Here is a 12,746-nt window from a genome sequence, read left to right on the forward strand (position 1 = left end):
TTCACGGGACGGCCTGCGCCGGGACTCCGGTTCAGTGCCCGTCGTCGTGTTCCGCGTCCGCCTCGTGATCTTCGGGGTGCGTCGGCGTACCTGAGAGGTTCCCGTCCTCGTCGAAGCGCTTCGCACGGAGGAACCGCGCTCGATACCGGTTCGCGCCCTCGTAGACGTCGGCCTCGCGGATCTCCTCGGTGCGGCCGTCGGCGACGGCGTCGACGATCTCTTCGACCTGTTCCTTCTCGGAGGGCGTGAGTTCGAACTCGTAGCTGTGCGTCTCCTCTTCTTCGAGTTTGGTCCACTTGCGCGCGGCCGCGACGACGAGCGAACAGGGTTCTCGGCAGGGGAACGCCCCCGTACCGCCGTCGGCGTCGAGTTCGTGTCCCTCGTCGTACTCCCACTCGCGGCGCTTGAGACACTGCGAATCGACGCAGCAGGCTTCGGCCATCCAATCGACGGCCTCGGCCGGCAGGTCCTCGACGACGCCGTAGATCCCGGTCTGGCGCTCGGCGGTCTCGTGCCAGTGCGTCACGTCGAGGTCGCCCTCGCGTTCGAGGTTCCAGTTGGCGACTGACGCGGGATAGAGCACGTCGAGCGTCTCGACCGCGTCGCGGCCGTCGAGGTCCGGGAAGACCCACCCCGAAACGAGCGAGGGAGCGGTCTTCAGCGGTCGGTACCGACCGCGGTCGTCGTAGGTGGCGATGTCGCGAGCGCCGAGCGGGTCGTGGTAGGTGTCGAGGTCGTCGGCCTCGGCGTCGCGGTCCTCGGTGTGCCGGATCTCGTAGCGCCGCTGCCCGTCTTCGCCGAGCGTCGCTGTGACGAGCACCTCGCCCCACTCGGTGTGCATCCCCGAGCGGAGCGCCGCGTAGCGGTCGGGAACTGAATGCTCGGACGCGGCCTCGGCGTGCCGGAGGAAGGCGCGTCGGTGGCGGCCGCGGTCCCCGACGACTTCCTCCCAGTAGTACCAGTTCGTGACGTACGGGGCGACGGGGTCGCCGCTGGCGACCGATCGGAACGCCGATTCCGAGAGGTTCTCGTGGCGTTCGTCGGAAGACGCGACGTCGAGCGTGTAGCTGCCGCCGTCGTCGCTCGCGTCGGCGTTCGTGTCCACGTCCGCGAAGAGTCCGTCGAATTCCACCGGGTCCGAATCTGATTCGAGGCGGGCCAGTAAGGCGTCGAGTTGCTCGTCGTGCACGTCAGTCACCCGCCGCCGGCGTCTCGCGGGTCTCCTCGCGCACAGTCTCGATGGCGGCTTCGATCTCCGCGCCGGCGTCGGCGGCGCGTTCGAGGATCACGTCGGCCATCAGGCCCTCGGTCCCGACGGCGCCGGCGTACCAGATGCGGTGGCCGTCGACGTCGGCGGGGATGTCGTAGCCCGTCCGGTAGTCGTCGGTCAGGCCCATGTCCTCCGGGATGTCCTCTTGGGTGTGGAAGCCGTCCGCGATGAAAAGCGGGACGACAACGACGTCTTCGGCCTCGAAGTAGTCAGTGACGTCGTCGACTTCGGGCTCTTCGTCCATATAGAGCGCCTGCACCTCGTCGAAGCGATCCATCTCGCGAACGCGGTCGGCGTGGTACTCGATGGCCTTCGCGGAGTTCTCGTTGCGCTCGGTCCCGTGGCCGACGACGGCGAAGCCGAATCCCTCGCCGACGTTCGGGTCGCCGGTGACGGTCTCGGCGCGGCGGACCAACACGTCGGTCATCGCCTCGTGGGTGCCGACCGGCCCGCAGTAGTGGACCGTCTGGCCCGTGTCCTCGGCGACCAGCGTCGCCGTGTCGGCGCTCAGGCCGTCGGAGTCCCACTCGGAGACGTCCCAGCCGGACAGGCGGAGTTCCCGCGGAATCACCTGCTCGGTGAAGTACCCCTCGCTGATGAACAGCGGGACCACGTACACCTCGTCGGATTCGACAGTGCGGAGGACCTCTCTGAGCGAGGGTTCCTCCTTCCAAAAGCCCGTCTTCACTTCGTCGAACGCGCCCGTCGCGCGGATCGTGTCCGCGTGGCGGTGCGTCGGCGTCGACGAATCGGGGTTGAGGTGCGACCCGTGCGCCACGATTACCAGCGCTTGCATACCCGGCTCTGAGGACGGAGCGCCCTTAGGGACTTCGGGTTCCGCGAACGATTTTTCAGATTTCGGAAGCCGAAATTGGATGGTTGTCGGATCGGTGGAAGACGGTACACATCTGCGTCCCGTCTCTATCGCCCCGACCACAGAGATCCGCGGACTTTTCTCCCCGTCGTCCGAGGGGTCCGGTATGTCACTGGCCGCCGAGACGCGGGCCGCCGTTCGGGCCCGTCCCTGGCTCTTGCAGGCGCTCCGGGCGGGCGTAGTGAACTACGCGGCCGCCGCGGAGTCGCTGGACGTCGACGGCGACACCGACTCGATCGCGACGGCGCTGCGGCGCTTCGCAGACGACCTCGAACCCGCCGAAACAGCGGAGCGCGACGTCGTCGTTCGAATGCGCAGCGGGGTTGGACTCGCGGGTGTCGACGTCGCTGCCGACGATTCGGAATCGCTGGATCTCGACGCGGGCGCCGAAGCACTGCTGTCGGTCGGTGAGGAAGCCGTCGTCACCGCCGACGGGAGCCTCACCGCCATCGTCGTCGACGGCGAGGTCGACGCGAGCGCACTCACGGCCGTCGTGGGCCGACTCCGGGCCGAGAACGTCCTCGTCGACGCCGCCGGCGTCGCGGGCGACGAACTCGTCGTGGTCGTCCCGCGGAGCGACGGCGCGAGCGCTCTCCGGACCGTCGAAGATGCGCTGGCGTCGGTTTCGGAGCTCTGAGCCGCGCTCGCTTCCGACGATTTAACAACCGGGACGCGAGTATCCACCGTCGATGACGCTGTCCGTGACCAACACCCTGACGGGCGAACGCGAGGAGTTCGAGCCGCGGAACGACGACGAAGTCCTGCTGTACGTCTGTGGGCTGACGGTCTCGGACGACGCACACCTCGGGCACGCGCGCCTGTGGGCGCACGCGGACGTGATGCACCGCTGGCTGGAACACGAAGGCTACGACGTCCGCCACGTCGAGAACTTCACCGACGTCAACGAGAAGATCGTCGCCCGCATCGGCGAGGACGACTTCGGCGGCGACGAATCCGAGGTGGCCGAACACTTCACCTCCCACGTGATCCGGGATATGCGCGGGTTGAACCTGAAGCGCGCCGAAGTCTACCCCCGAGTGTCGGAACACGTCCCCGACATCATCGACCTCGTCGAGACGCTCGTCGAACGGGGCTACGCCTACGAGTCCAACGGCTCGGTGTACTTCGACGTCACCGCCTTCGAGGACTACGGCAAACTCTCGAATCAGCGCCTCGACGAGATCGAGACCCAGGGGCCCGAAGACGAGCGCTCCGAGAAGCGCCATCCCGCGGACTTCGCACTCTGGAAGGCCGGCGCAGTCGCGCCCGAGGACGTCGCCGAACACCGCCACGCGGATCTCCCGGCCGTCGAAGACCCCTGCGGCCAGACCTGGGAGTCGCCGTGGGGCGAGGGCCGACCCGGCTGGCACGTCGAGTGCTCTGCGATGTCGATGACGCACCTCGACGACACGCTCGACATCCACGTCGGCGGCCGCGACCTCGTCTTCCCGCACCACGAAAACGAGATCGCACAGAGCGAGGCCGCGACGGGCCAGCAGTTCGCTCGCTACTGGCTCCACGTCGGCCTCCTCCAGACCGCCGGCGACAAGATGTCATCCAGCCTCGGGAACTTCCTCACCGTCGACGACGCCCTCGATCAGTACGGCGTCGACGTCGTCCGGACGTTCTATCTCTCGACCGCGTACCGCAGCGAGCAGACGTTCGGCGAGAAAGAGATGCGCGAGGCCGAGGAACGCTGGGAGCGACTCGACCGCGCCTACGAGACCGCCGTCGACGCCTGCGACAGCACCGACGCGTACGCGAAAGTCGAAGACGAAACCTTCCGCGGGGCGCTCGCGGAGACCCGAACCCAGTTCCGGGAGGCGATGAACGACGACTTCAACGTCCGGGAGGCGATGGCGGCGCTGCTCGAACTGGCGACGGCGGTGAATCGCCACGTCGACGACCACGACGCGTACGACTACTGGGCGCTGCGTGAGAGCGTCGAGGCCTTCGAGGAACTCGGCGGCGACGTCTTCGGCCTCTCGTTCGGCGCGGCGATGGACGAGGACGGAACGGTGACGCTCGCCGAGGAACTCGTAGAACTCGTCCTCGACGTTCGTGAAGCCGAGCGCGACGCGGGCAACTACGAGCGCGCGGACGACCTCCGCGACGATCTCGAAGCCCTCGGGATCGAAATCCAGGACAGCGACGACGGCCCGACGTATCGATTCGGGTAGCGCTCCGCGTTCCTCGCCGAGTGCGTCTCCCGCAGACGCGACTCGTCACTCCATCGTGAACAGGTGCGTCTCCTCGGGAATCTCGAAGAGCCCTATCCGGACGCCGGCGTCGAGCCACCCGTAGCCGTACGAGAAGGCAGCGAGTGCGTCCACAGGATCGTCGTTCTCGCGGAAGTGCCGCCCGTCTTCGAGGTACGACAGCGACATCTCCCGAATTTCGGCGGCCGCCTCGCCCAGCGGCGTCGACGCCGGCACGACGACGTCGGCCTCCGCGAGCGCGTCGGCGAACATCCGCTCGTATCGGTCCGTCTTCTCGATCAGATCCGCGGCCATACCCGACAGTCGCCGCGCTGGGCGTATATATCCGGCCAAATTCGATCTTGTGACGGTAACACAATACAGTCTGACGGGACGTGCGCACGACAGCGGAATCTAAAAGGCCGTGTCTACCGAAACAGTGTGTATGACAGATACCGCTGACGAGGTCGTCGAACATCGCCCGCTCATCGTCGCTGGCTCCGGTATCGCGGGGCTCTCTGCAGCAATTTATGCCGGACGTTCGAACAACGAGCCCCTCGTATTCGAGGGCGACGAACCCGGCGGACAGCTCACATTGACGACGGAAGTCGACAACTATCCGGGCTTTCCCGAAGGCATCTCCGGGCCCGAACTCGTCCAGAACATGAAAGAGCAGGCCGAGCGCTTCGGCGCGGAGATCAAAAACGGCATCATCGAGTCCGTCGAGGCCGACGAACGCCCCTTCACGGTCCGCCTGAAGAACGGCGACGTCTACACGGCCGACGCGATCATCTCCGCATCGGGGGCATCCGCGCGGACGCTCGGCATCCCGGGCGAGGACGAACTGATGGGCTACGGCCTCTCGACGTGTGCGACCTGTGACGGCGCGTTCTTCCGCGACGAGAAGATCCTCGTCGTCGGTGGCGGCGACGCCGCGATGGAAGAGGCGAACTTCCTCACCAAGTTCGCTTCGACGGTCTATCTCGTCCACCGCCGCGAGGAGTTCCGCGCGGAGGACTACTGGATCGACCGCGTGATGGAGAAGGTCGACGAGGGCGAAATCGAGATTATGCGGAACACCGAAGTCACGGAACTCCACGGCAGCCAAGAGGAGGGGGTCGACCACGTCACGCTCGTCAGCCACCCCGAGGGCCACCCCACCGACAAACTCGACGACCCCGACACCGAGGAGTTCGACTTCGACGTCGGCGCGGTCTTCTACGCTATCGGCCACACGCCGAACGCGGGCTACCTCGAAGGCACGGGCGTCGAACTCGACGACGACGGCTACCTCAAGACCCAGGGCGGCACGGGAGGCAACCAGACCGCCACGGACGTCCCCGGCATCTTCGGCGCAGGCGACGTCGTCGACTACCACTACCAGCAGGCCGCGACGGCCGGCGGGATGGGCGTGAAGGCCGCCCTCGACGCCGACGACTACCTCGAAGATCTCGAACGCGAGCAGAAGGCCGAAGCGGGTAGCGAGGTCGCGGCCGTCGAGAGCGACGACTAAGCACCCACCTTTTTCACCGGTGCCTCGCGCCGCCTTCGACGGCGCTCGACCCCGGCCAAAAAATCTGGACGAAAAAACCGCTCGCTCCGCTCGCGGTGGCAGCCACAGGGAGCGCGGTGATGCTACGGTTGCGACGTGTCTTCGATCCACTTCCGGCAGCCTTGGCCGCCGAACGGAATCCCTTAGCCGCGGGCACTGCTTCTGTTAGCCGTGTCACGACTCAGGCGAACCGGCACGGCGCTCGCCCGGATACTGGCGGATGCGGGCGTCATCGAGGAGACGCGCCTCCGCGCGACGGTCGACTTAGCGTGGCCCCGGATCGTCACCGGGTTCGCCATTATGTCGAAGCGAACGGTGGATCTCGCGCTCGTCGGCCTCGTCATCGGGCCGACCGCCGTCGCGGGGCTGACGCTGGCGAACGCCTTTTGGATGGTCGCGAAGTTCCTCGCGATCGGCCTCGCCGGCGGGACGGTGGCGCTCGTCTCGCAGAACTACGGCGGCGGCGACACGGAACGCGCGGCGTCGGTCGTCCGGTTGAGCGTCCTTCTGGCGGTCGCGCTCGGCATCCCGACAGTGGCGTTCTTCGGCCTCGCTGCCGAGCCACTCGTCGACTTGCTCGGACAGGATTCCGAAAGCGTCGGATACGGCGCGACGTACCTCGCGGTCGTCGCCCCCGGACTGCTCTTCGAGTTTTTGAATCTGATCGCCAGTCGAACCTACGCGGGCGTCAGCGACACCCTCACGCCGATGGCGGTTCGGGCAGGCGGCGCGGTCGCCAACATCGCGCTGTCGGCGGCGTTCGTCCTCGGTCTGGATATGGGCGTCGCGGGCGCGGCGCTCGGCACCACGCTGGCGACGGCGCTCGTGACCGTCGTGTTCGCGTGGGGGATGACGGGCCGGAACTACGTTCGGGGTCGGGGGGCGAGTCCAGTTCCGCTCACGTTCTCGGGGCCGCTACTCGACCGCGACTTACTCCGGCAGATCGGACAGGTCTCGGCCCCGCTCGTCGCCCGTCGGGCAGCTCAAGGGCTCGTGGTGTTTCCGCTGCTCGCCATCGCGGCGACCTTCGGTCCCGTCGCCGTCGCGGCGGTCGGCGTCGGCCGACAGGTCCGATCGCTACTCGGGAGCTTCTCGTGGGGCTTTTCGATCGCCGCTTCGACGCTCGTCGGCCAGGAACTCGGCGCGAGCGAGGAAAGCGAAGCCGAGGCGTACGGCTGGGGGATCGTCCGACTCTCGGTACTCGTCTACCTCGTCGCTGCCGCCGTCGTCGTCGTCTTCGCGAACCCCATCGCGGGCATCTTCGTGAACGAACCCGCGAACCGCGCGCTCTCGGCCCAGTTCGTCCGCGTCGCCGCGGTCAGCGTCGTCGCACTCGGCGTCGACGGCTCGATCACGGGCGCGCTGCGGGGCGCAGGCGACACCCGGATCCCGTTCGTCTCGGCGCTGGCGGGGCTGTATCTCGCGGCGGTCCCGCTGGCGTGGCTCGGCACCGTCGTCCCGGCGCTCGGGACCGGTGGACTGCTCCTCGCGCTGCTCGCCGAGACTGCCGTGCCGATGGTGGTGAACCTCTGGCGGTTCCGCTCGAACCGCTGGAAAGTCGTGAGCCGGGGCTACCGCCCGGACCCGAGTGATTGAACGTACCGGGCACCTCATACCAATTATCTAGTATTTAGGCTGCATTTTGTCACCGCACTGGAGTGATGCAATAGCTCACTTCAACGGGTGTCATATGCCGTCTTATGTTTGACAATCCATCACGTGGAGACCAGGATGTATGCGTACGATACGCACGAGTTTGCGACAATTCGTCGACGAACTCGACACCGTTGTCTTCGGTGTCGGGTTCTCCGTTTCGTTGCTGGCGATTCTGGTTTTCTTCCTGAATCCAGACGTCTCAGCGGAGCGGATGGGACAGATCAACGAGTACCTCTGGACCGAGTTTATGTGGGTCTACATCGGGACGATGTTCCTGATGGTCGTCTTCAGCCTCTGGCTGATGTTCGGCCGGTGGGGCGACATCAAACTCGGCAAGCCCGGGGACGATCCGGAGTTCAGTCTCCTGTCGTTCTTCTCGATGATGTTCTCGGCGGGGATCGCGGCCGGCATCGTCTTCTGGGGACCGGCAGAGGCGCTGAACCACTACGCGAGCGTTCCGCCGCTCGTCGGCGCTGAAGCCGGCACGTCCGCGGCGGCCGTCGGCGCGATCCAGTACACGCTGTTTCACTGGGGCATCTCCTACTGGGTCCCGTACCTGATCGTCGCGATTCCGATCGCGTACTACGCCTTCCGGAAGGACGCGCCGATGCGCGTCTCGACGCTCATCGCGCCGTTCGTCGGCGTCGAGAACCTCGACGGCTTCTGGGCGAAAACCATCGACGTGCTGGCGGTGTTCGCGACGATCGGCGGCATCGCGACGACGCTCGGTTTCGTCGGGCGACAGTTCCTCACCGGTCTGGAGTACACAGCGGGGGTTTCACTCGGTGACGGCGGGACGGTCTTGGTGATCACGGGCCTGACAGTCGCGTTCACCGTTTCTGTCACGCTCGGCGTCAAAAAGGGAATCGCCCGCGTGTCGCTGTTCAATATGGGCGTCTTCGCCGCGCTGGCGGTCGTGACGTTCTTGCTGGGACCGACCAACTACATTATGAACACCGGCCTGCAGGCGGTCGGCGGCTACTTCAGCGAGTTCGTCTCGATGAGTCTCTACACGAACGCCACCGGCACCGGCGAGTGGGTCGGTAACTGGACGGTCTTCTACTGGGCGTGGGTGTTCTCGTGGGCCCCCTTCGGCGGCCTGTTCGTCGCACGCATCTCGAAGGGCCGGACGATCCGACAGGTGGTCGCGACCGCGCTCATCGGTGCGACGGCCTCGACGATCCCGTGGTTCCTCACGATGGGCGGCAGCGCCATCTTCTTCGAGCGCAACAACATCGCACCGATGCTCGAGATGGTCGACCAGTACGGCGTCTCCGTCTCGGGCTTCCCGCTTTTCGCCAGTCTCCCCTTCGGCGACGTGCTGGCGGGCGTGTTTATGCTACTGGTGGTGACGTTCTTCGTCACCTCGGCTGACTCCTCGACGCTCGCGCTCGGGATGCTCACGACCGGCGGCAAGCAACACCCCTCGACGGTCAATCGGATCATCTGGAGCGGTCTGATGGGCGGTCTCGCCTCGCTGCTCATCGTCGGCGGCGGCATCGACGCTCTCCGGTCGTCGGCGATCATCACGGGCTTCCCGTTCGCGCTTATGTCCGTCGTCGCAATCGTCGGAATGGTCTGGGAGTACCAGTCGGTCCACCCGCTGCTGTCGGGTGAGGACGATTCCGTGGTCACGACGGGAGCGAACTCCCCGGCGGTGTCGATGAGTTCCGACGACGACTGATACTGTCTGACAGCACTCTGTGCGGCGTATCAGCACCCCGTGGGTGCCAGCGCAATTCACAAACTGCTGGCCGATAGTATGAGCGAGCGACGCCGCGTCGTCGTTCGAGCGGCCGATTCCCACAGACCCTTATGTCGAGGCGCCGGAGAGGACGTATGGTCGACACCGAGACCTACACGATCGAAGCGCCGAACGGCGACGTCGAGGAGATCGAACTCCCCGAGGGCCTCGCCGACGTGTTCACCGAACAGGGCGAGTCGACGACGGCCGTCGTCGGCGACCTCCTGATCCAGTCGTTCGCCCAGCAGGCTCACGCCGTCGTCCACCACGGACAGGGCGAGACGCCCGCCGACCTGGAAGAACTGAACGAGAAGATGGAGGAACTCTTCGAGGAGCGCTTCGGCGTCTCGCTCGACGAGGCGATGGGCCACAGTCACTGAACGCACGAGGCGATCGCGGCACGATCTCTTTTCACCTTTCAGACGAACAGCAGCGGAACCATCGCGAGGAAGCCGGCTGCGACGCCCGCAGCCAGTTCACGACGACCGCCGCCGGGCAGACTGCGCCCGACGGCGAGTGCCTCCGGAATGAACTCCGTGAGGACGAGAAAGATCATCGCACCGGCCGCGAAGCCGAAGCCCGCGGGGAGGAACTCCCGAGCGGCGCGGACGAAGTAGAACGCCAGAACCGCGCCGATCGGCTGCGGGAGGCTCGAGAACACTGACCACCAGACGAGCTTCCAGTTCGCGACGCCCATCGAACGCAACGGGATCGAGATGGCGACGCCCTCGGGGATGTTGTGGATCGAGATCGCGATCGTCATGAAGATCGCGAGCAGGGGTACTACGAACCCAAAGAGCTGCGTTCCGCCCTGCAGCCCGAGGTCTGCGAACGAGACGCCGACGGCGACGCCCTCCGGGAAGGAGTGGACGGTCAAGACGCCGAGGATGAGTACCAACTTCTTGAAGTCCGCTTCCTCGTACTGCCGCGGGTCGACCTCGGCGGCTTCGATGAGGTCGTGGGCGACGTAGACGAGAAGGATGCCGGCGAAGAGTCCCGCACCGAGGAGGAGCAGTTCACGCTGTGGGATCGGGTCGATGGAGACCCCACCGAGCGCCACGTGGACGTACTCGCCGAGCGCCTCTAACACGAGCCCGAAAACCGATGCGGACAGCATAATCCCGGACGCAATGCCCCACAGCGCGACGTTCCAGCGGTCGCTCACGTCGGAGACGAAGAAGAACGGGACTGCCCCCAACCCCGTCGCCAGCGCCGTGATCAGGCCCGCGAGGAAGACGAATCCGAAAGACCACAGCTCGACCATACTCGCGTGTAACCACTGAATCGGTATAAAAATTTCATATTACTGATTGTTTTGGTGGGCCTAAAACCGTCGCGCAAACGAACGCGAAAGGACATCAACGTTCTATAATTTCGGAAACAAAACATTTTCTACGCCGGCGTTCGCGGACCTGTCTGATGCGCAACAGTCAGCGACGCGTGGCGGATTTCCTCGAGGAAGCCGAGTTGTACACCCACCCGGCGTATCGACTCCTGGATCTGACAGCGGAGGTCGGCGAGTTGGCCGCGGACGCGACGAAGTCGACCGCCTACGGCGACGAGCCAGAGTCGCTATCGGTGAAACGCGACGAACTTGGCGACGCGCTCTTCGCACTACTCGCGCTCGCCGAGGAACTCGACGTCGACGCCGAGGCCGCACTGGAGGAGTCGTTGACGAAATACGAGTCCCGTATCGAAGACGACGGGACGCCAGGATCCGGCGAGTAATCCCGCTCGGCGGTCGGCGCCGTCGCGGAGCGCGCCGTCTGCCCGCTGTCCGGCGACCGGTCGAAGCGCTCTTCGGAACGGCCGTCACAAGAGGGCGTATGCACCGCCGCGCACGCGAGTTCACCGAACTGGCACGGGAACGCCACGATCTCGATCTCACCGTCGAATCGTTCCCGGAAGGCACCGAGACGGCCGCCGACGCCGCTGACGCGGTCGGCTGTGAAGTCGGGCAGATCGCGAGTAGCCTCGTCTTCGATGCCGATGGCGATCTCGTCGTCGTCGTGACGAGCGGCGCGAACCGCGTCAGCGAACCACGGCTCGAATCGCACCTCGACGCCGAGGACGTCGCGATGGCAGATCCCGACGAGATTCGGAGCGTCGTCGGCTGGAGCATCGGCGGCGTCCCCCCGTTCTGTCACGATGCCGACTTGCCGGTCTACATCGACGAATCACTGCTCGGCTACGAGACCGTCTGGGCGGCCGCCGGCGCGCCGACAGCGGTCTTCTCGATCGACCCCCAGACCCTCCGAGACGTCTCCGACGCGACGCCGATCGAGGTGTAGGGCCGATCCGATCCCTCACTCGCGGACGACGTCGACATCGGTGAATTCGAATCGGGCACCGCCGTCGCTGTCGGCCACAGCAACCTCCCAGCCGTGCGCCTCGGCGATCCACTTGGCGATCGCGAGACCGTACCCCGTGCCGTCCGCTGCCGTCGTGTATCCCAGATCGAACACGCGCTCTCGGTCCTCCGGCGGGATACCCGGCCCGTCGTCTTCGAGGAAAAATCCGTCTTCGATCGCACCCACGTGGACCGTCACCCCGTCTCCGGCGTGCTCGACGGCGTTCCGAAACAGGTTCTCGAAGAGGTTCCGAAGCCGGTCGACGTCGGCTCTGATCGTCATCTCGTCTTCGACTTCGAGGGTGGCTCCGGACGTGCTGACGGTGCCCCAGCACTGTCTGACGAGCTCCGAAAGTGTCACGCGCTCTTTCTCTCCGACGTGATGGCCCTGCTTCGCGAGCGTGAGCGTGTCTTCGATGATGTCCCACATCCGGTCGAGAGCGTCGTCGACAGACGCTAGGTGCGCTGACTCGCACTCCTCGCTCGCGATTTCGAGATGTCCCTCGGCGACGTTCAGCGGGTTCCGGAGGTCGTGGGCGACGACGCTCGCAAACTCCTCTAGTCGCTCGTTCTGTCGCTCCAGTTGGCGCTCGTACGCTTTCCGCGTCCCGATCCGTCGGAGCGAGACCAGCGCCCCGATGGGCTCTCCGCCCGATCGCAGCGTCGTGACCCGCGCCTCTGCCGGCAGGTGGCGGGGGACGGGCGCGTCCTCGGGGTGACCCATCTCCAACTCGACCCGTTCTTCGGCTGATTCGTCGGCCAGCACCGATTCGACGGCCGTCCGTAGCGAGTCGAGGCCGTCTTCGACGATCCGGCCGAAGCGGTCGTAGTCGGCCCCGATCACCGCCTCAGGGGAGAGGCCGGAGATCGCGTAGAACCGATCGTTCGCGAACGCGATGGTGCCATCGGCGTCGATAGCGAACACCGGCTCCATCTGATTTCGGGAGACGGTCTCGACGTCGATCGCTTCACCATCGCAATCCATACGGTCGCTACAGGTGAGAGTGATTTAAATTGTAGGTGTGCTGTCGTGCTCGGAATTGTACATTCGTGTCCGGTACTGGCCCTCATACTGTCGGACAGAACTGTGTGAAGATTATCG

13 protein-coding genes are annotated in these 12,746 nt (G+C 65.7%); 8 read left to right on the forward strand and 5 right to left on the reverse strand.

Annotated elements, in window-relative coordinates:
* Positions 1-31: 31 nt before the first annotated feature.
* Positions 32-1,198: a DR2241 family protein gene (locus tag RBH22_RS03510; RefSeq protein WP_256544880.1), complete on the reverse strand. Its 1,167-nt coding sequence runs from the start codon at positions 1,196-1,198 to the stop codon at positions 32-34.
* Complete coding sequence (locus tag RBH22_RS03515; RefSeq protein WP_256544881.1) at positions 1,191-2,066, reverse strand: CbiX/SirB N-terminal domain-containing protein; 876 nt, start codon at positions 2,064-2,066, stop codon at positions 1,191-1,193. The genes RBH22_RS03510 and RBH22_RS03515 overlap by 8 nt, the downstream gene beginning before the upstream one ends.
* A gap of 184 nt (positions 2,067-2,250) precedes the next feature.
* Between RBH22_RS03515 and RBH22_RS03520 the strand changes: the two genes are divergently transcribed.
* Together RBH22_RS03520 and cysS are read left to right on the forward strand one after the other, a co-directional pair.
* Entirely contained in the window at positions 2,251-2,781 is a 531-nt protein-coding gene (locus tag RBH22_RS03520) for a hypothetical protein (RefSeq protein WP_306676551.1), read from the forward strand.
* A gap of 52 nt (positions 2,782-2,833) precedes the next feature.
* Positions 2,834-4,324, forward strand: a complete 1,491-nt coding sequence (cysS, locus tag RBH22_RS03525) for a cysteine--tRNA ligase (RefSeq protein ID WP_256544883.1) — start codon at positions 2,834-2,836, stop codon at positions 4,322-4,324.
* A gap of 45 nt (positions 4,325-4,369) precedes the next feature.
* Here cysS and RBH22_RS03530 read toward each other — a convergent pair whose 3' ends face one another.
* The gene (locus RBH22_RS03530; protein ID WP_256544884.1) at positions 4,370-4,657 is read right to left on the reverse strand and encodes a DUF357 domain-containing protein; all 288 of its coding nucleotides are present in this window, start codon (positions 4,655-4,657) and stop codon (positions 4,370-4,372) included.
* A gap of 130 nt (positions 4,658-4,787) precedes the next feature.
* On the opposite strand from RBH22_RS03530, the gene RBH22_RS03535 reads away from it, so the two are divergent.
* The 4 genes from RBH22_RS03535 (at position 4,788) to RBH22_RS03550 (ending at position 9,674) form a co-directional block, all read left to right on the forward strand.
* On the forward strand, positions 4,788-5,855 hold the full coding sequence (locus tag RBH22_RS03535; RefSeq protein WP_256288357.1) for an FAD-dependent oxidoreductase: 1,068 nt from the start codon (positions 4,788-4,790) through the stop codon (positions 5,853-5,855).
* A gap of 210 nt (positions 5,856-6,065) precedes the next feature.
* Complete coding sequence (locus RBH22_RS03540) at positions 6,066-7,490, forward strand: MATE family efflux transporter (protein ID WP_256544885.1); 1,425 nt, start codon at positions 6,066-6,068, stop codon at positions 7,488-7,490.
* Between the two features lie 139 nt (positions 7,491-7,629).
* Positions 7,630-9,234 carry a BCCT family transporter gene (locus RBH22_RS03545; protein WP_256288359.1) on the forward strand — a complete coding sequence of 535 codons (1,605 nt, stop codon included), beginning with the start codon at positions 7,630-7,632 and terminating at the stop codon, positions 9,232-9,234.
* A gap of 155 nt (positions 9,235-9,389) precedes the next feature.
* Entirely contained in the window at positions 9,390-9,674 is a 285-nt protein-coding gene (locus RBH22_RS03550; protein ID WP_121568362.1) for a hypothetical protein, read from the forward strand.
* Positions 9,675-9,712: 38 nt separating this feature from the next.
* On the opposite strand, the gene RBH22_RS03555 is transcribed toward RBH22_RS03550, so the two are convergent.
* The gene (locus tag RBH22_RS03555; protein ID WP_306676553.1) at positions 9,713-10,558 is read right to left on the reverse strand and encodes a ZIP family metal transporter; all 846 of its coding nucleotides are present in this window, start codon (positions 10,556-10,558) and stop codon (positions 9,713-9,715) included.
* Between the two features lie 155 nt (positions 10,559-10,713).
* Between RBH22_RS03555 and RBH22_RS03560 the strand changes: the two genes are divergently transcribed.
* Together RBH22_RS03560 and RBH22_RS03565 are read left to right on the forward strand one after the other, a co-directional pair.
* Positions 10,714-11,022: a MazG-like family protein gene (locus RBH22_RS03560; RefSeq protein WP_306676554.1), complete on the forward strand. Its 309-nt coding sequence runs from the start codon at positions 10,714-10,716 to the stop codon at positions 11,020-11,022.
* A gap of 98 nt (positions 11,023-11,120) precedes the next feature.
* Entirely contained in the window at positions 11,121-11,585 is a 465-nt protein-coding gene (locus tag RBH22_RS03565; RefSeq protein ID WP_306676555.1) for a YbaK/EbsC family protein, read from the forward strand.
* 15 nt (positions 11,586-11,600) lie between these two features.
* Here RBH22_RS03565 and RBH22_RS03570 read toward each other — a convergent pair whose 3' ends face one another.
* Entirely contained in the window at positions 11,601-12,629 is a 1,029-nt protein-coding gene (locus RBH22_RS03570) for an ATP-binding protein (RefSeq protein WP_306676556.1), read from the reverse strand.
* Positions 12,630-12,746: the final 117 nt, after the last annotated feature.

The sequence above is a fragment of the Halobellus sp. H-GB7 genome (genome assembly GCF_030848585.1).
Classification (GTDB): domain Archaea; phylum Halobacteriota; class Halobacteria; order Halobacteriales; family Haloferacaceae; genus Haloquadratum; species Haloquadratum inordinatus.